At 66.9% G+C, this 16,706-nt stretch carries 17 protein-coding genes; 14 read left to right on the forward strand and 3 right to left on the reverse strand.

Annotated elements, in window-relative coordinates; all coding sequences use genetic code 11:
- The 3 genes from VHA82_RS18370 to VHA82_RS18380 are packed head-to-tail and all read right to left on the reverse strand — an operon-like array spanning position 1 to position 3,756.
- Entirely contained in the window at positions 1-774 is a 774-nt protein-coding gene (locus tag VHA82_RS18370; protein ID WP_325546439.1) for an enoyl-CoA hydratase/isomerase family protein, read from the reverse strand.
- An 11-nt stretch (positions 775-785) separates the two neighbouring features.
- On the reverse strand, positions 786-2,174 hold the full coding sequence (locus VHA82_RS18375; RefSeq protein WP_325546441.1) for an acetyl-CoA carboxylase biotin carboxylase subunit: 1,389 nt from the start codon (positions 2,172-2,174) through the stop codon (positions 786-788).
- 16 nt (positions 2,175-2,190) lie between these two features.
- Complete coding sequence (locus tag VHA82_RS18380) at positions 2,191-3,756, reverse strand: acyl-CoA carboxylase subunit beta (RefSeq protein WP_325546443.1); 1,566 nt, start codon at positions 3,754-3,756, stop codon at positions 2,191-2,193.
- An 84-nt stretch (positions 3,757-3,840) separates the two neighbouring features.
- Here VHA82_RS18380 and VHA82_RS18385 point away from each other — a divergent pair, with 84 nt between their 5' ends.
- The 14 genes from VHA82_RS18385 to VHA82_RS18450 all read left to right on the forward strand — a co-directional run bounded on the left by VHA82_RS18385 (position 3,841) and on the right by VHA82_RS18450 (position 16,678).
- A complete protein-coding gene (locus VHA82_RS18385; protein ID WP_325546445.1) occupies positions 3,841-4,491 on the forward strand; it encodes a TetR/AcrR family transcriptional regulator in 651 nt (216 codons plus the stop codon).
- Between the two features lie 34 nt (positions 4,492-4,525).
- Positions 4,526-4,747 carry an acetyl-CoA carboxylase biotin carboxyl carrier protein subunit gene (locus VHA82_RS18390; RefSeq protein ID WP_325546447.1) on the forward strand — a complete coding sequence of 74 codons (222 nt, stop codon included), beginning with the start codon at positions 4,526-4,528 and terminating at the stop codon, positions 4,745-4,747.
- A gap of 28 nt (positions 4,748-4,775) precedes the next feature.
- Positions 4,776-6,413 (forward strand): AMP-binding protein, encoded by a 1,638-nt coding sequence (locus VHA82_RS18395; protein ID WP_325546449.1) that lies wholly within the window; start codon positions 4,776-4,778, stop codon positions 6,411-6,413.
- Complete coding sequence (locus VHA82_RS18400) at positions 6,413-7,597, forward strand: acyl-CoA dehydrogenase family protein (protein WP_325546451.1); 1,185 nt, start codon at positions 6,413-6,415, stop codon at positions 7,595-7,597. Before VHA82_RS18395 ends, VHA82_RS18400 begins: the two co-directional genes overlap by 1 nt.
- A 21-nt stretch (positions 7,598-7,618) precedes the next feature.
- On the forward strand, positions 7,619-8,800 hold the full coding sequence (locus VHA82_RS18405) for a thiolase family protein (RefSeq protein WP_325546453.1): 1,182 nt from the start codon (positions 7,619-7,621) through the stop codon (positions 8,798-8,800).
- Between the two features lie 15 nt (positions 8,801-8,815).
- Positions 8,816-9,574, forward strand: a complete 759-nt coding sequence (locus VHA82_RS18410) for an SDR family NAD(P)-dependent oxidoreductase (RefSeq protein ID WP_325546455.1) — start codon at positions 8,816-8,818, stop codon at positions 9,572-9,574.
- Positions 9,575-9,591: 17 nt separating this feature from the next.
- The gene (locus VHA82_RS18415; protein ID WP_325546457.1) at positions 9,592-10,353 is read left to right on the forward strand and encodes a crotonase/enoyl-CoA hydratase family protein; all 762 of its coding nucleotides are present in this window, start codon (positions 9,592-9,594) and stop codon (positions 10,351-10,353) included.
- Between the two features lie 10 nt (positions 10,354-10,363).
- Entirely contained in the window at positions 10,364-11,113 is a 750-nt protein-coding gene (locus VHA82_RS18420; RefSeq protein WP_325546459.1) for an SDR family NAD(P)-dependent oxidoreductase, read from the forward strand.
- 13 nt (positions 11,114-11,126) lie between these two features.
- On the forward strand, positions 11,127-12,023 hold the full coding sequence (locus VHA82_RS18425) for a MaoC/PaaZ C-terminal domain-containing protein (RefSeq protein ID WP_325546461.1): 897 nt from the start codon (positions 11,127-11,129) through the stop codon (positions 12,021-12,023).
- A 79-nt stretch (positions 12,024-12,102) separates the two neighbouring features.
- Positions 12,103-12,951: an alpha/beta fold hydrolase gene (locus VHA82_RS18430; RefSeq protein ID WP_325546463.1), complete on the forward strand. Its 849-nt coding sequence runs from the start codon at positions 12,103-12,105 to the stop codon at positions 12,949-12,951.
- Between the two features lie 10 nt (positions 12,952-12,961).
- A complete protein-coding gene (locus VHA82_RS18435) occupies positions 12,962-13,906 on the forward strand; it encodes a branched-chain amino acid ABC transporter permease (protein ID WP_325546465.1) in 945 nt (314 codons plus the stop codon).
- Positions 13,903-15,219: a branched-chain amino acid ABC transporter permease gene (locus VHA82_RS18440; protein ID WP_325546467.1), complete on the forward strand. Its 1,317-nt coding sequence runs from the start codon at positions 13,903-13,905 to the stop codon at positions 15,217-15,219. The genes VHA82_RS18435 and VHA82_RS18440 overlap by 4 nt, the downstream gene beginning before the upstream one ends.
- The gene (locus tag VHA82_RS18445; RefSeq protein WP_325546470.1) at positions 15,216-15,980 is read left to right on the forward strand and encodes an ABC transporter ATP-binding protein; all 765 of its coding nucleotides are present in this window, start codon (positions 15,216-15,218) and stop codon (positions 15,978-15,980) included. Before VHA82_RS18440 ends, VHA82_RS18445 begins: the two co-directional genes overlap by 4 nt.
- Positions 15,977-16,678, forward strand: a complete 702-nt coding sequence (locus tag VHA82_RS18450) for an ABC transporter ATP-binding protein (RefSeq protein ID WP_325546472.1) — start codon at positions 15,977-15,979, stop codon at positions 16,676-16,678. The genes VHA82_RS18445 and VHA82_RS18450 overlap by 4 nt, the downstream gene beginning before the upstream one ends.
- The last annotated feature ends 28 nt before the right edge of the window (positions 16,679-16,706 follow it).

Genomic DNA, 16,706 nt, shown 5'->3' on the forward strand with positions numbered 1-16,706 from the left:
TCAGCGGCCCTTGAACACGGGTCTGCGCTTTTCGACGAATGCGGCGACGCCTTCCTTGGAATCTTCGCTCGCGAGCACTTCGCGCACCTCGGCCGCCTCCACACTCATGCCGCGCTCGTCCACGACGTCGCCGGCTGCCGCGATGCACCGCTGGATGCTGCGATAGGCCACCGGGCTGTATTGGGCGACTTCGGTGGCCACCGCGACTGCGCGCTCGAGTGCGAGAGCGGGCGTGTCCGTCACGTAGCTGACCAGGCCCCAGTCGAGCGCCTGTTGCGCGTCGAGCACTCGGGCCGTCAACATGAGCTCGGCCGCGCGGGCGCGACCGACGAGTGCCGGCAGGAACTGAGTCCCGCCGTACGACGGGATGACGGCAAGCTTGATCTCCGGCATCGAAAACTTCGCCGTGGATGCGCAGATGCGCATCGTGCAGGCGAGCGCGAATTCGAGGCCGCCGCCGTAGGCGAGGCCGTTGATCGCCGCAACCGTGAAGAGATGCGACTGCGACAGCCGCAGCAGCAGGTTGCGGACCCGGTCGTTTTTCGCGGGGCGCTGGTCCCAGGCGAGTCCGGCGTTGTCCTTCAGGTCCGTGCCGGCGCTGAATGCGCGTTCGCCTTGCGCCGTGATGACCAGAAAACGCGCTGCCTCGCTTTCGAGCGTGTCGAGGCAGCTCTCCAGTCCGTCCCACACCGGACGCGTGAGCGCGTTCAGGCGCTCCGGGCGCGTGATGGTGAAGACGGCGCCGCCTTCCTTGCGTTCGACGGTGAAATCCATGAGGTCTCCAGTCAGGCGTCTTGCGATGCGGCCGAGGCGAGCAGCTCGGCCAGGTTGTCTTCGAGGAAGGTCGTGGAAAGCTCGCCCGCGAGATAGCGGGGATCCTCCGCCAGCGACCGCAGCAGCGGCAGGTTGGTTGAAATCCCCTCGACAACCGTCGCGCGCAGCGCTTCCCGCATCAGGCGCAGCGCATCACCGCGTGTGGGTCCGTGCGTGATGAGCTTCATCACCAGGTTGTCGTAGTAGGGCGAAACCGTGTCGCCCGGCTCGAAGCCGGTGTCCACGCGCAGTCCGGCCATTGCGGGCGTCTCGAGCCGTCCGATGCGGCCCGGCGACGGCCGGAACGAGCGCGCCGGATCCTCCGCACACACGCGCACTTCGATCGCGTGGCCCTGGAGCGCGATGGGCTCGGCCAGCGCAACGTCATCGAGCCGGCCCATCGCGAGTTCGAGTTGCATGCGTACGAGATCGAGATCGGCAATGGCCTCGGTCACCGGGTGTTCGACTTGCAGGCGCGTGTTCATTTCCATGAAGTAAAACCGGGCGTCGGCTTCGTCGAACAGGAATTCGATCGTGCCCGCGCCTTCGTACTCGCAGGCCCGTGCAAGGGCCGTGGCTGTGCGGGCCATCTCGCGGCGCACTTCGTGCGGGATGCGCGGTGCGGGCGCTTCCTCCAGCACTTTCTGCCGGCGCCGCTGCATCGAGCAGTCGCGGTCTGAAATCGCAATGGCGCCGCGCGCGCCGAATCCGAACACCTGGACTTCCACGTGCCGGGCCTTCTGGATGCATCTCTCGAGATAGATCGCGCCGTCGCCGAACGATTTCGCGGCCAGGTTCGACGTCGAGCTCGCGGCGGCAAGCAGTTCCGCGGCCGATTCCACGCGTCGAATGCCAATGCCGCCACCGCCGGCCGATGCTTTCACGAGCAGGGGAAATCCGACCGCCGCAGCATGTCTGGCCAGTGCATCCTCGTCGGACGCAAGAAGCTTCCCCGAGCCGGGCAGTACGGGGACACCCGCGCTCCTTGCGACGTGCCGAGCCGTTTCCTTGTCGCCCATCAGGTTCAAGGCGTGCGGAGAAGGTCCGACGAAGACAATTCCGGCGTCGCTGCACGCGCCGGCGAAGGCGGCGCTTTCGGAAAGAAAGCCATACCCCGGATGGACGAGCGTCGCGCCCGTGCGCAGCGCCGCTTCGACGAGCTTCGGAATGTCGAGATAACTTTGCGCGGCCGGCGAAGGGCCGATAGCGACAGCCTCGTCGGCGAGCCGCACGTGGCGGGCTCCGGCGTCCGCCTCCGAATGCACGGCGACGCAGCGAAGCCCGAGGGCACGCGCGGTGCGCATGATGCGGCAGGCAATCTCGCCGCGGTTTGCGACCAGCAGTGTCGTGTGCTTCTTCATGAGCCTGGCCGCGCACTCAGATCGGAGAGATCTGCCGCACCTTCGGCGGCTGCCTGTTCGTTCTGCGGGGCGGACAGTCGTCGAAGATCTCGATCAGGCGCTGGCGGGTCTCGCGGGGGTCGATCACGTCGTCGAGGCCGAACGAACTCGCCGCGGACAACGCGCCCAGCTGCGCCTTCAGGGTCTGGACGAGTTCGGCGCGTGCGGCGGCAGGGTCCGCCGCCTCTTCCCAGTCCTTCCGATAGGCCACGTCGACCGCGCCTTCGACCGAGAGCGCGCCAAGTTCCGCGGTGGGCCAGCACAACGCTGCATCCGCTTCGAAGCTGCGGCCGCCACCCATGGCGTAATACGCCGCGCCATAGCCTTTGCGCAGCGCCACCGAAACACGGGGCACGGTGGCCTGGCCCAGTTCGAAAAACAGCCGTGCACTCTTGCGCGCGATGCCGGTGCTTTCGGCGGCGCTGCCGACGGCGAAGCCGGGTACGTCGATCAGCATCACGAGAGGCAGGCCGAATGCGTCGCACACCGCGATGAAGTGCGCCGCCTTTTCGCACGCCGGCGTGTCGAGCATGCCGGCGCGAAATCTCGGCTGGTTCGCCACGATGCCGACGGGCCGCCCATTCAGGCGCGCGAGCGCCGTCACGATGTTCTTCGCGTAGTTCGGCTTCAGCTCGAACACGCTGTCCCGGTCGACCACCCGCTCGATCACCTGTTTGACGTCGTACGCGCGCCGGGTATCGGCCGGCACGATGTCGAGCAGCGACTCTTCGCGCCGGTCCACAGGGTCGTCGCAGGGGACGATGGGAAGAGGGCACTGCGCGTTGGTCGGAAAATAGGAGAGGAACTTGCGCACGGCATCCAGCGCCTCCTGTTCGGTGTCGACGGCGAGGTCCGCGAGGCCGTTCTTGTCCGCCTGCGTTGCCGCGCCACCGAGCTGCTCCTTGTCCAGGTCTTCTCCCGTGCTCGCCTTCACCAGAGCGGGCCCGGCGATGCCGAGCGTCGAATAGCCCCGGATCATCACGACGAAGTCGGACATCGCAGCGTAGTTCGTCGGACCCGCGAAGCCGACACCCATCATCGCGGTTGCGATGGGTACCCAGCCCGAGAGCCGCGCCAGGTTCTGGAACACGCTGGAGCCCGCGGCGAAGTAGCGCGCATCGAGCCCGTCCTGGATGCGATGGCCGCCTCCTTCGAGCAGGTACACGACCGGGAACCCGTTGTTCAGCGCCTTCTCCGCGAGCCGCGCATGTTTGAGCATGCCGTGCCGCCCCGTGGATCCACCGTGGACGGTGAAGTCGGTGCCGTACACCATCACGGGCCGGCCGTCGACGACGCCCTTGCCGCAGACGATGCCATCGGCCGGCGCGACGATGTCCGCGTTCCAGCGCGTGACGCGCAAGGGCTCCACGAGCGAGCCGAACTCGCGAAACGACCCCTCGTCGAGGATCGTGTCGATGCGCTCGCGCAACGTCATCCGGCCGAGGGCCCTGCGTTTGTTCACGGCCTCCGGCCGCGCGGCGTCCATCGCCGTGGCGCGGAAATCGGTCACCTTCTGCAAGAGGTCTCGGGCGTGGTCGTTCATATGGGGCAGGAGTCGGCGGGGTGTGGAAAACGAGCCGATCTTAAACACTTGTCGGCTAACAAGCAAGTTGATATACTGCCTCGCATGGCCTCCGAGATCACCGAAGCGCGGCGCACGCAACGAGAGCGGCGCGAAGAGTCCGAGCTGCGGATGCTCAGGGCCGGCACACGCCTGATCGCCTGGGGCGGTGTCGCCTCCACCACGCTCGCGGCCATCGGCGTCGAAGCCGGATACAGCCGCGGCCTGCCGGTGTACGCATTCAAGTCCAAGCAGGGTTTCATCACGGCGCTGCTGAACTCCATGGAGCAATGGTTCGACGCCACGCTCAAGACGGCGCTCAAAGGCAAGTCCGGACTGCTGGCGCTCGAAGCGCGGATCGGCGCGCACTTCGACGGCGTCAAGCGCAACCCCGTTGCCGTTTCGGCGCTATACGCGATCTACATCGAGTCGTTGTTCGGCATGCCCGAAGTCCGTCCCGCGGTGGAAGAGCTCAGTGCCAAGTGGCGCGACGGCTTTCTCTTCCATCTTCGCGAGGCCCACGCCCTGGGCGAGATCGAGGGCGACGATCTCGAAGGTGTCGCGGCTCTCCTGCTCGGAATGGTGCGGGGCATGCTGATAGAACACCTCATGAGCAACCGCAGACTCGACCTCGAGTCGGTCGGCACGCACATCGCCAGGTTCGTGCGCGCGATGCGTAGCGCTCCGCTCGCCGAAGCCGGGCGCCCGGCGTCCTGAATAGACAAAAGACAAAGTCAACAGAGGAGCATTCATGCCGACCGTCGAAATCAAGTCCGACATGACCGGAACGGTGATCAGTCTCGAGAAGAACAACGGCGACCGCGTTGCCGCCGGCGACGCGCTGATCCTCATCGAGTCCATGAAGATGGAAGTGGAGATTGCTTCCACCGCAAGCGGCACGCTGGAGTCGTACACGGTCGGCGTGGGAGACGCGGTGGCCGACGGTCAGTGCATCGCGACCGTTTCGTCCTGAGAACGGCGTGTCGCACGAGATGGCACCCATGACCTCTGAACGGGTGGACCCGCGCGTGCCGGCCGCGCGGGAGTGCGTGCTGCGATACGTACTCGACCGCCACGCAAGCGAGCGCGGCAGCAAGGTGTTCGCCCGGCTCGCGGATGGCACGGAGTGGACCTTCGCCGAAGTTCATGCCCGGACTCTCGAGATGGGTGCGGCGCTGCAGGACGTCGGGGCGAGGCAGGACGACCTGGTGCTTTCCTTCATGCCGAATGGCGGCGACGCGATGCTGGCGTGGTTCGGCATCAATTACATCGGCGCCGCGTGCGTTCCGCTGAACACCGCGTACAAGGGCAAGATGCTGGAGCATGCGCTGAACCTCGCGCGTGCCCGCGTGCTGGTCTGTCACCCTGCGCTCGCCGAACGGATCAAGGAGGTGGACGCTCGGTACCTCACCGACGTCGTCATTGCGGGAGAAGCCACCGGTGTCGACCTCGGCGAGCGCGTCCGCGTGCATGCGCTCGCGGACCTGCTCGCCCGCGGGACGCAGGTGCAGCCGCTCGCCCATGCCATCGCGCCATGGGACTTGCAGGCCGTCATCCACACCTCGGGGACCACGGGCCCCTCGAAAGGCGTGATGGTGACCTACGCGCATCTCGCGACGACCTGCAACGCCTTCGAGTCGCTGACCTCGGAAGACCGCACGATGGCGAGCCTTCCGCTCTTTCACAGCGGCGGCATCGTCGCCGTGAACCGCATGGTGCTCAAGGGTGGCTCGGTGGCGATCGTCGAGTCGTTTTCCACGAGCACGTTCTGGGACGTGATCCGCGAAACGGGCACGACCTGCCTCACCCTGCTGGGCAGCATGGCGCCTTTCCTGATGAAGGCGGCGCCGAGCCCGCGCGACCGCAGCCACCCGTTGCGGCAGGTCGTGATGATGCCGCTCATCGACGACGCGGTGCAGTTCGGCGAGCGGTTCGGCGTCCAGGTTTACACCACGTTCAACATGACCGAAACGTCGTGGCCCATCTTCAGCGACCCGAATCCCGGTGTACGCGGAACTTGCGGCAAGGCCCGCAAGGGCGTCGAAGCGCGCATCGTGGACGCGAACGACTGCGAGCTGCCACCGAACACGGACGGCGAACTGATCCTTCGAACGGACGCTCCGTGGACCATGCTCGCGGGCTACCTGAACGATCCCTCGGCGACCGCGGCCGCGTGGCGCAACGGCTGGTTCCATACGGGTGACATCCTTCGGTGCGACGGTGAGGGCAACTTCTTCTTCGTGGACCGCCTGAAGGATGCGATTCGCCGCCGCGGCGAGAACATCTCCTCCTTCGAACTCGAAAACGAGGTGATGCAGCACGCGCTGGTGCGTGAAGTCGCGGTGGTCGGCGTGCCTTCCGAGTTCGGCGAAGACGACGTGCTCGCGGTCGTTGCGCTGCGGGAAGAAGCGAAGCTCGACCCGGCCGAACTCCTCCAGTACCTCATCGCCCGGGTGCCGTACTACATGGTGCCGCGCTACGTTCGCTATGTGCGGGAGCTGCCGAAGACACCGACCCAGAAGGTCCAGAAGGCGACGCTGCGCGCCGAAGGCGTCACGGCCGATACGTGGGACCGGGAGAAGGCCGGCATCGTGGTCCGGCGCGACGTCATCCCCAACACGAACAAGGCAAAGAGATGATGTTTGCGCCGATCCCCCGCGTGCCGTGGCAGCTCGAGGAGCTTCCCTTCTTCGACGAATCGCATCGTGAACTCGCGCAGCGCATCCGCACATGGAGCACCGGGAACGAGCGCCTGCTCGGACATCCCATGCAGGGCACGGACGAGCGGGCGTTCGCGCTCGAACTCCTGGCGAGCCTCGGCAAGGGGGGCTTCCTGCGCTATGCGGTGCCCCATCCACGTGCCGACGGCACGATGGCGCTCGACGTGCGCGGCCTGTGCGTGCTGCGCGAAGCGCTGGCCTACGACTCTTTCCTGGCCGACAGCTTCTTCGTGATGCAGGGCCTCGGCACCGCTCCCGTCTGGCGTCACCCGGACGCCGCGCTGCGCGATCCCCTGCTCGACGCCTGCCGCGAGGGCCGTCGCATCGCCGCACTGGCGCTCACCGAGCCCGACGCGGGTTCGGATCTCGCCCAGGTGGCGACGACGGCCCGGCTCGAAGGCGATCGCTATGTGCTCAACGGCCAGAAGGCATGGATCACGAACGGGGGCCTTGCGGACCAGTACGTGGTCGTCGCGCGCACGGGCGAGGCGGCGGGCGCCAAGGGGCTCTCCGCCTTCCTGGTCCCGGCGGACGCGCCCGGCCTGTCCTTCAGCGAGCCCGTGGAGCTCGTTGCGCATCACCCCATAGCGCATCTGACGTTCGAGAACTGCACGGTGCCGCGCGAGGCGCTGGTTGGCGCAGCGGGTACGGGCTTCAAGGCGGCGATGGCGGCATTCGATGTGTTCCGTCCTTCGGTCGGCGCCGCCGCACTTGGCGCGGCGCGCCGTGCGCTCGCCGAGACCGTCCAACGCGTGAAGCAGCGCCGCATGTTCGGCCAGTTCATGTCGGAACTCGGCGCAGTGCAGGCGAAGGTTGCGGACATGGCCGCCGACGTCGACGCCGCCGCCATGGTGGTCTATCGCGCGGCCTGGATCGCCGACGTGCGCGGCGGCCGCTTCACGAAGGAAGCGGCCGTGGCCAAACTCGTCGCAACCGAATATGCGCAGCGCGTCATCGACACGGCGGTGCAGCTGTTCGGCGCGCTCGGCGTCGCACGCGGCAGCAAGGTCGAAGAGCTTTATCGCGACATCCGGCCGACCCGCATCTACGAAGGCGCATCCGAAGTGCAGCGCCTGGTCATCGCCCGCAACGTGCTCGCCTGAGCGGGCCCAAGAAAGGACATCATGAGCAACACACCCGTCATCGTCGACGCCATCCGCTCGCCGATGGGCAAGGGCAAGATGGGCGGCGGCCTGTCCGGCCTGCATCCCGTCGACTTGCTTGCACAGGTGCTGAAGTCGATCGTGTCGCGCAACGACCTCGATCCCGCCACCATCGACGACGTGATCATCGGCTGCGTGAGCCAGGTGGGCGAGCAGTCCGCCACGCCCGGCCGCATGGCCGTGCTGGCAGCGGGTTTCCCGGCGCACGTCCCATCGACGACCATCGATCGCAAGTGCGGCTCGAGCCAGCAGGCCGTGCACTTCGCGGCGCAAGGCATCGCGGCCGGTGCGTACGACATCGTCATCGCCGGCGGCGTCGAGTCCATGAGCCGCGTGCCCATGGGCAGCGCCCGCATCGGCAATGCGGACCCGTTCGGCGCCGGCGTTCGCGAGCGTTATGCACCCGGTCTCGTCGGGCAAGGCGTCGCTGCCGAACTGGTCGCCGCCAGGTGGGGCATCACGCGCGAGGAGTGCGACGCGTACGCGGTGCAGTCCCACCATCGCGCGGCCGCGGCGATCGAAGCGTTCGGCCGCGAGATCGTGGCGATCGACATCGGCGCAGGGAAGATGGAGCGCGACGAGACCATTCGCGCCGACAGCAGCGCCGCCGCCCTGGCGCAACTGAAGACTGTCTTCGCCGACGAAGCCCTTGCGAAGCGGTTTCCGCAGCTCGGGACGTGGAAGGTCACGGCGGGCAACTCCTCGCAGATCACCGACGGCGCGGCCGCCGTGCTCGTGATGAGCGAAGCGAAGGCGACAGCGCTGGGGCTGAAGCCGCGTGCGCGTTTCGTCGGATTCGACGTGATCGGCGACGACCCGATGCTGATGCTCACCGCGCCGATTCCGGCGACGCAGCGCGTCCTGAAGAAGGCGGGCATGAAGGTGGAGCAGATCGACCACTACGAGATCAACGAGGCGTTCGCGCCCGTTCCCCTGGCGTGGCAGCGCGAACTGGGGGCCGATCCCGCGCGGCTGAACCCTCGGGGCGGCGCCATCGCGCTCGGGCATCCGCTCGGCGCATCCGGCGCCCGCCTGCTCACCACCATGCTGAATGCCCTCGAGCAGACCGGTGGCCGCTTCGGCCTCATGTCGATGTGCGAAGCCGGCGGCATGGCCAACGCAACCATCATCGAGCGCCTGTAGGCGACAGGGACAGCCATGCAGATCAACAACACTTCCTCGATCGTGACCGGCGGCGCTTCGGGCCTTGGTTTCGCGACGGCAACACGCCTCGCGCGCGCGGGCAGCAAAGTGGTGATCCTCGACCTCCCGACGTCCGACGGCCGCGTTGCCGCGGAGTCGATCGGCGCCACCTTCGTCGCCGCCGACGTGACCGACGAAGCCCAGGTGAATGCCGCGCTGGACGCCGCCTGCGGCCTCGGCGAGATGCGCATCGTGATGCACTGCGCGGGCCGCGGCGGCGCGCTGCGCATTCTCGACAAGGAAGGCGAACCCGGCTCGCTCGAGCACTACGAAAACATCGTGCGCATCAACCTCATCGGCTCGTTCAACGTGCTGCGCCTGGCCGCGGCGCGCATGGCCAGGCTGGAAGAGCGCGAAGGCGAGCGAGGCGTGGTCGTCCTCACGGCGTCCATCGCGGCATTCGAAGGCCAGATCGGCCAGATTCCGTATGCGTCGTCCAAGGCAGGCATCGTCGGCATGACCCTCGTGGCCGCGCGTGATCTCGCGACCCGGCGAATCCGCGTCAACACGATCGCCCCCGGCGTTTTCGACACGCCCATCCTCGCGAGGCTCCCGGAGAAAGTGAAGGCCGCACTCGGCGAGGCGGTGCCCAACCCTTCGCGCCTCGGCCAGCCCGACGAGTTCGCGCAACTCGCGCAGCACATCATCGAAAACCCGATGCTCAACGGGGAAACCATCCGCCTGGATGGTGCGCTTCGCATGGGCCCGCGCTGAAGCGAAGGACGAAAAGCATGAGCGAAGTCGAAGTCCGCCACGTCGATGGCGTATCCATCATCGCGATCAACCGCCCGCAAGCCCGCAACGCCGTCAATTTCGCGGTCGCGCAGCAGATTGCCGCGGCGATCGACGAACTCGAGTCCCGGGACGACCTGCGCATCGGCGTCCTCACCGGCAACGGCGGCTCGTTCTGCGCCGGCATGGACCTGAAGGCATTCCTGCGCGGTGAGGTGGGGCGTGTCGAAGGCCGCGGTTTCGCCGGCCTGACCGAGAGCCTGCCGACCAAGCCGCTCATTGCCGCGGTCGAGGGCCACGTGCTCGCCGGCGGCTTCGAGCTGGCGCTCGCCTGCGACCTCATCGTCGCCTCGTCGGCATCGAGTTTCGGCCTGCCCGAGGTGAAACGCGCGCTGACCCCTTCTGCCGGCGGACTGCTGCGCCTGCCGCGCCAGCTTCCTTATCGCATCGCCATGCAGCTGGTGCTCACAGGCGACCCGATGACGGCACGCGAGCTTGCCGCGTTCGGACTCCTGAACAAGGTCGTCGAGCCGGGGACGGCGCTGGACGAAGCGCTGCAGCTGGCAAAGGCCATCGCGCGGAACGGTCCGCTTGCCATCAAGGCGTGCAAGAAGGTCCTGATGGCCGCACCGGACTGGTCCCAGGCGGAGATGTTCCCAAAGCAGCGCGAGATCACGGGGCCCGTGTTCGCTTCCGAAGATGCGAAGGAAGGCGCGCGCGCCTTTGCCGAAAAACGCGCTCCCGCCTGGAACAACCGGTAAGGAGTCGCAGGTGCAAGCCACAACCGAAAACCCGCTGCGCCTCGACGGCAAGACGGCACTCGTCGTCGGCGGCTCCAGCGGCATCGGCAACGCCATCGCGCAAAAGCTGCGGGCCTTTGGCGCCCGCGTGCACGTCTGGGGCACGCGCGCGAGTGCGAGCGACTATGAAGGTGTCGAGGGCTCCGATCTCAGCGGCCTGGGCTACGCGCAGGTCGACGTGGCCGACTCCGAAGCCGTGAAGCGCGCGAGCGATCCGTTCGATCGTCTGGACATCCTCGTGCTTTCGCAGGGCATCGTCCTGTACAAGCGGCAGGAATTCCAGATCGAGGGGTTCAGGCGCGTCGTGGATGTCAATCTCAACAGCCTGATGGGTTGCGCCGCGCGATTCCACGATGCGCTGGCGGCGAGCAAGGGCTCGATGATCGTCATCAGCTCCGCCGGCGGCATCCGCGCGACGCGCGGCAACCCCGCCTACGGCGCATCGAAGGCCGCCGCGATCGGACTCGTGAAGTCGCTCGCCCAGGCGTGGGCGCACGAAGGGATTCGTGTCAATGCCATCGCACCGGGACTGGTGGACACCAAGCTCACCAAGGTGACGGTGGCCAACCCCGAGCGGCTGCGCGAAAGGCTCGAAGGCATTCCCCTCGGACGCCTCGGGACCACGGAAGAAATCGCGGGCATCGCGCTCTTCCTGAGTTCGCCGCTCGCGGGCTATGTCGTCGGCGACACCATCGTGGCCGACGGTGGCCGCACCTTGTAAGGAAAAACCCGCCGTGCCGATCTACTACCCCGACGTCCTGTCTCAGGAAACTCAGGAGCGCACGTTCTCCTACACGCGCAAGGACGTGATCCTCTATGCGCTCGGCGTCGGAATGGGGACGAACCCGCTCGACGAGAACGAACTGCGCTTCATCTACGAGAAGGACCTGCGTGTCGTCCCGAGTGCGGCGACCGTGCTGTCCAATGTGTGGGGCAGCTCGTGGCCACCCCCGGCATATGTGCAGACGAAGCCCGGCCTGCGCAATTCCACGATCGACCCGGCCACGGTGCTGCACGGGGAGCAGAAGGTGGTGCTTCACCGCCCCCTGCCGCCGGAGGGCCGCTTCACGACGAGAAGCCGCTACATCGGCGCCTTCGACAAGGGAGCGGGCAAGGGTGCGGTGGTGGTGTCCGAAGCGACGTGGCGGGATGAAGAAGGCACGCCGGTCGCAACGCTCACCAGTACCGCCTTCGGCCGTTCCGAAGGTGGATTCGGCGGCCCGCGCGAAGGACAGCCCGCACCGCACATCGTGCCGACCCGCGCGCCCGATCGGACCGTGGAAGTCGCGATCCCCGAAGGACAGGCGGCGCTGTACCGCCTGAGCGGCGACACGAATCCGCTGCACATCGATCCGCAAGCGGCGCGCCGCGCCGGATTCGAGCGGCCCATCCTTCACGGCCTGTGCGCGTTCGGCATCACCTGCCGGGTGGTCCTTGCGCATATGGCCAACCATGACGACCGCCGCATCCGCAGCCATCAGTTGCGCTGGACGGCGCCTGTTTACCCCGGAGACGTGCTCGCCGTGGACCTCTGGCGCGACGGCACGCAGGTTTCGTTCGCCGCGCGCGTGCCGGCACGCAACGTCACCGTGGTAGGCAACGGCTTGACCGTCCTCGCGGACGGGTCATGAGTTTTGCTGGGGGCCGGTGCGCAATTCCCGATTGCCTCGCGCCCCACCCGCTTCCACACTGAAACGACTGGAGACACAGATGAGCACCGATCAAAAAGACCTGGAGCAGCAGACCTCCCGCTTCTGCGACGTGGGCGGGATGACGGTCCACTTCCACGACCTCGGAAAGGGTGAGCCCCTGGTCCTGCTGCACGGCGGCGGCCCGGGTGCGGCTGGATGGAGCAACTACAGCCGCAACGTCGCGTTCTTCGCGCAGCGCTTCCGCACGATCGTCATCGACATTCCGGGTTTCGGAAAGTCCGACAAGAAGGCGGCGAGCAAGGACGTGCTGGAGTTCATGGCCGGCGCGGTTCGCGGCGTGCTCGACAGCCTGGACATCCCCAAGGTGAGCTTCGTCGGCAATTCGCTTGGCGGCGGCGTGGCGCTCAAGTTCGCGCTGATGCATCCCGAGCGCGTGGAGCGCCTGGTCCTGATGGGCTCGGGCGGAAGCATCCCGATCTTCAACACGATGCCCGAAGGCGTGAAGCACCTTCGCGGGTACTACGGGGGCACCGGCCCCTCGTTCGAGAAGCTGAAAGCCTTCATCGACTGCCTGGTGTTCGATCCCTCGCAGATCAGCGACGAGTTGCTGCGCGGCCGCTACGAGAACAGCCTCGACCCCGAAGTGGTCGAGAACCCCCCGCTCAAGATGCTCGCGCAGTCGGCTTCGGACCAGTTGTGGCGCGACAACCTCGGCACGCTGCCGCATCGCACGCTGCTGGTGTGGGGTCGCGAAGACCGCACGGTGCCGCTCGACGCGGCGTTCATCCTCCTGCGCACGATCCCGCAAGCCTCGCTGCACGTGTTTCCGCAATGCGGGCACTGGGCGCAGTGGGAGAAGGCAGACGAGTTCAACTCGCTCGTCGCCGGATTCCTCGAACGCGCCTGAAGGGCCGGTCATGGAATTCGCGGTCATCAACCTCCTGAACGGCCTCAGCTACGGGATGCTCCTGTTCATGCTCGCGGCCGGCCTGACGCTGATCTTCAGCATGATGGGCGTGCTGAACTTCGCCCACGTGAGCTTCTACATGCTCGGGGCGTACGTCGGCTACAGCATCTCCATCAAGCTCGGATTCTGGGCCGGCCTGGTCATCGCTCCGGTGCTGCTCGGATTCCTCGGCGCGGCCGTCGAGCGTTACGGCTTGCGGTCGGTGCACCGGCACGGCCACGTGCACGAGCTGCTCTACACGTTCGGCCTCGCCTATGTCGCCACCGAACTGGTCCAGGTGATCTGGGGCCGCGCACCGGTGCCGTACAAGCTGCCGGCCGTGCTCGAACAGCCGCTCTTCACGCTGTTCTCCACCACGTTCCCGGTGTACCGCGCGTTCATGATCCTCACGGCCGTCGCGATGCTGGGCGCCTGCTTTGCCGTGCTGAAGTTCACTCGCATCGGGCTGGTGATCCAGGCCGCGTTGACGCACCCGTCGATGGTCGAGTCGCTCGGTCACGACGTGCCGCGCGTGTTCATGCTCGTGTTCGGAGGCGGCAGCGCGCTGGCTGCGCTCGCGGGCGCCATCGGCGGCAGCATCTTCAGCACCGAGCCGAGCATGGCGCAGTCCATCGGCAGCATCGTGTTCGTGGTGATCGTGATCGGCGGTCTCGGCTCGCTCGCGGGCGCGTTCGTGGCGTCTCTTCTGATCGGCATTGTGCAGACGACCGCGGTCGCCATGGACCAGTCGCTCGCGACCTTGCTGAAAGCGCTCGGCATCGACGTCGGGCCGTCGGTTCCCGGCTATGCGGTTCTTTCCACATCGATCGCGCAGCTCGCGCCGCTTCTTCCCTACCTCGCGATGGTGCTGATCCTGACGCTGCGTCCGCGCGGCCTGCTGGGGACGCGCGCATGACCGCGCTGGCCGACGCGGCGCCGCGCGATGCTTCCGCCCTCGTGACGAAGCGACCCCAGAACGTATGGATCGCGGCTTCCATCGCCGCGGCATTGTTCGTGGCGGTGCCTTGGGTGATCGACAGCACGGCGCTCTCGGTCGTCTGCCAGATCGGCATCGCGATCGTCTTCTCGCTGTCGTACAACGTGCTGCTCGGCCAGACCGGCGTGCTGTCGTTCGGCCATTCGCTGTATTCGGGCTGCGCGGGCTTCTTCACCGCGCATGCGATGAACATGGCGGCGAAGGGTGAGCTATTCGGGTTGCCCGTGGCATTGATGCCGCTCGTCGGTGCGGTTTGCGGGGCGGGACTCGGCGTCGTGTTCGGCTATGTCGCCTCGCGCCGGCACGGAATGGCCTTCGCGATGATCACGCTCGGAACGGCGGAACTCGTCCACGCGGCCTCGCTGATGTTCAACGGCTTCTTCGGCGGCGAATCCGGGGTGACAACGAACCGCATGTACGGCGCGCCGCTCCTCGGACTCACGTTCGGACCGCAGAGCCAGGTCTACTACCTGATCCTCGCATGGGGTGCCTTGAGCGTCTTCCTGATGTACCAATTCCGCCTGACGCCGCTCGGCCGCATGGCGTTCGCGCTGCGGGACAACCCGGAACGCACCGAGTTCATCGGCTACGACTCGAAGAAGATCCGCTACCTGACGATGATCGTGTCGTGCATCTTCGCCGGCATTGCAGGCTCGCTGGCCGCGATCAATTTCGAGATCGTCACGCACGAGGGCGCGAGCATCGGGGCCGCGTCGCTGGTGCTGGTCTATACGTTCATCGGCGGCACGACGATCTTCTACGGCCCGATCATCGGCGCTGTCGTGGGGACCCTCATCACGGTTGTCGCGAGCGGCATCTTCACTGCGTGGTATCTGTACCTCGGGTTGTTCTTCATCGCCATCGTCGTGTGGGCTCCGACCGGGCTCGCCGGGCTGCTGCAGTCGGCCCTGCTCGTGTGGAAACACGCGTCGGTGCGCGGTGTCTGGTCCTCTCTTGCCATCGCTTCGCTGCCGCTGCTGACGGGCGTTGCGGGCTTCGTCACGCTCACCGAAATGCTCTATCACCGCACTTTCATCGTCGGCTCCGACACCGGCGCGAAGGTGTTCGGCCTCACGTTCGACACGGCCTCCGCCGTGCACTGGTGTGTCCCGGCGGGGGTCGTCGTCGTGTCATACGTCGCATTTCGTCTGGCGCGCCGGCCGTTCGAGGCACGGTGGAACCTGGCGCAGGACGAAGTCAATGCCGCCCTCCGAGAGGAGGCCCTTCGATGAGCGCCGTGGCACTGGAGCTGAAGCACCTGCGCAAGCAGTTCGGGCCGGTGGAAATCATTCGCGGCGTCGACCTGCAGGTGATGCGGGGCGAACGCTGCGCGCTGATCGGGCCGAACGGCGCGGGGAAGTCGACGCTTTTCAACCTGATCTCGGGCCAGCTGGCGGCCACCTCGGGCGCGGTGCTGCTGAAAGGCCAGCCGGTGATGGGCCTGTCGCCGTACGAGATCAATCGCCGCGGCCTCTCGCGAAGTTTCCAGATCACGAACATCTTCCATCGGCTGACGGTCCACGAAAACCTGGAGTGCGCAGTGCTCTGGGCCAAGGGGCATGGCTATTCGGTGTGGAAGCGGCTTCCGAACATGCGCGACGTGCGCGAAGCGGCGGATGCGGTCATCGAGCGCATCGGGCTGAAGGGCCGCAGGTCGGTCCAGGCCGGCCTGCTCACGTATGCCGAGCAGCGCGCGCTCGAGATCGGCGTCACGATCGCGAGCGGCGCGGAACTGATCCTGCTGGACGAGCCCACAGCGGGCATGAGCCGGTCGGAGTCGGACGAGGTGGTCCACCTCATCCGCGAGGTGACCGTCGGCAAGACGCTGCTCATGGTGGAGCACGACATGGGGGTGGTCTTCGGCCTCGCCGACCGCATCGCCGTGCTTGTGTATGGCCAGGTGCTGGCGCACGGCACGCCCGAGGAGATCCGCGCGAACAAGGCGGTCCAGGAGGCGTACCTGGGCGCGCACGAGGACGAGGAGGCGCAGTGAGCGAAGTCCTGCTGGAATTGCGAGGTGTCCACGCCTGGTACGGCAAGAGCCACGTGCTGCAGGGCGTGGACATGACGGTGCGCAGGGGTGAAATCGTCGGGCTGCTGGGCCGCAATGGCGTGGGCCGCTCGACGACCGTCAAGGCCATCATGGGCCACGTGCAGGCCGCCGGCGAGATCGTGTTCAACGGCCAGAACCTGTTGGGGCTCAAGCCCTTCGAGATCGCGCGCCGCGGCATGGGTTACGTGCCCGAGAACCGCGAAATCTTCCCGACGCTCACCGTGGAACAGAACCTGGTGCTCGGCGACCGCAAGGGCAGCACCTGGCGGCTTGCCGATATGTACGAGCTGTTCCCGCGCCTTGGCGAGCGCAAGCACACCCCGGCTGGGTCGTTGTCCGGCGGCGAGCAGCAGATGCTGACGCTTTGCCGCACGCTGATGGGCGACCCGCAATGCATCCTGATCGACGAGCCCACCGAGGGGCTCGCGCCCCTGATCGTCGTGCAGGTCTCGCGTTTCCTCGAACGCCTGCGCGACCGGGGCGTGACGGTGGTGCTGGTCGAGCAGAAGCTCGACATCGCATTGAAGATTTCGCGGCGGATCTACGTCATGGGCCACGGTCATATCGTGTTCGAGGGCGCGCCCGCCGAACTGCGCGCGGACCGCGCGCTGCGCAAGGAATGGCTCGAAGTCCAATGAGCCGCAACCCAACTTACAGGAGACAATC

The sequence above is a fragment of the Ramlibacter sp. genome, assembly GCF_035548915.1.
Lineage (GTDB): Bacteria > Pseudomonadota > Gammaproteobacteria > Burkholderiales > Burkholderiaceae_C > Ramlibacter.

Bases quoted from the DNA above. Each gene is read 5' to 3' on its own strand.
- VHA82_RS18370 (WP_325546439.1), bottom strand. From the start codon at position 774: ATGGATTTCACCGTCGAACGCAAGGAAGGCGGCGCCGTCTTCACCATC.
- VHA82_RS18375 (WP_325546441.1), bottom strand. From the start codon at position 2,174: ATGAAGAAGCACACGACACTGCTGGTCGCAAACCGCGGCGAGATTGCC.
- VHA82_RS18380 (WP_325546443.1), bottom strand. From the start codon at position 3,756: ATGAACGACCACGCCCGAGACCTCTTGCAGAAGGTGACCGATTTCCGC.
- VHA82_RS18385 (WP_325546445.1), top strand. From the start codon at position 3,841: ATGGCCTCCGAGATCACCGAAGCGCGGCGCACGCAACGAGAGCGGCGC.
- VHA82_RS18390 (WP_325546447.1), top strand. From the start codon at position 4,526: ATGCCGACCGTCGAAATCAAGTCCGACATGACCGGAACGGTGATCAGT.
- VHA82_RS18395 (WP_325546449.1), top strand. From the start codon at position 4,776: ATGACCTCTGAACGGGTGGACCCGCGCGTGCCGGCCGCGCGGGAGTGC.
- VHA82_RS18400 (WP_325546451.1), top strand. From the start codon at position 6,413: ATGTTTGCGCCGATCCCCCGCGTGCCGTGGCAGCTCGAGGAGCTTCCC.
- VHA82_RS18405 (WP_325546453.1), top strand. From the start codon at position 7,619: ATGAGCAACACACCCGTCATCGTCGACGCCATCCGCTCGCCGATGGGC.
- VHA82_RS18410 (WP_325546455.1), top strand. From the start codon at position 8,816: ATGCAGATCAACAACACTTCCTCGATCGTGACCGGCGGCGCTTCGGGC.
- VHA82_RS18415 (WP_325546457.1), top strand. From the start codon at position 9,592: ATGAGCGAAGTCGAAGTCCGCCACGTCGATGGCGTATCCATCATCGCG.
- VHA82_RS18430 (WP_325546463.1), top strand. From the start codon at position 12,103: ATGAGCACCGATCAAAAAGACCTGGAGCAGCAGACCTCCCGCTTCTGC.
- VHA82_RS18435 (WP_325546465.1), top strand. From the start codon at position 12,962: ATGGAATTCGCGGTCATCAACCTCCTGAACGGCCTCAGCTACGGGATG.
- VHA82_RS18440 (WP_325546467.1), top strand. From the start codon at position 13,903: ATGACCGCGCTGGCCGACGCGGCGCCGCGCGATGCTTCCGCCCTCGTG.
- VHA82_RS18445 (WP_325546470.1), top strand. From the start codon at position 15,216: ATGAGCGCCGTGGCACTGGAGCTGAAGCACCTGCGCAAGCAGTTCGGG.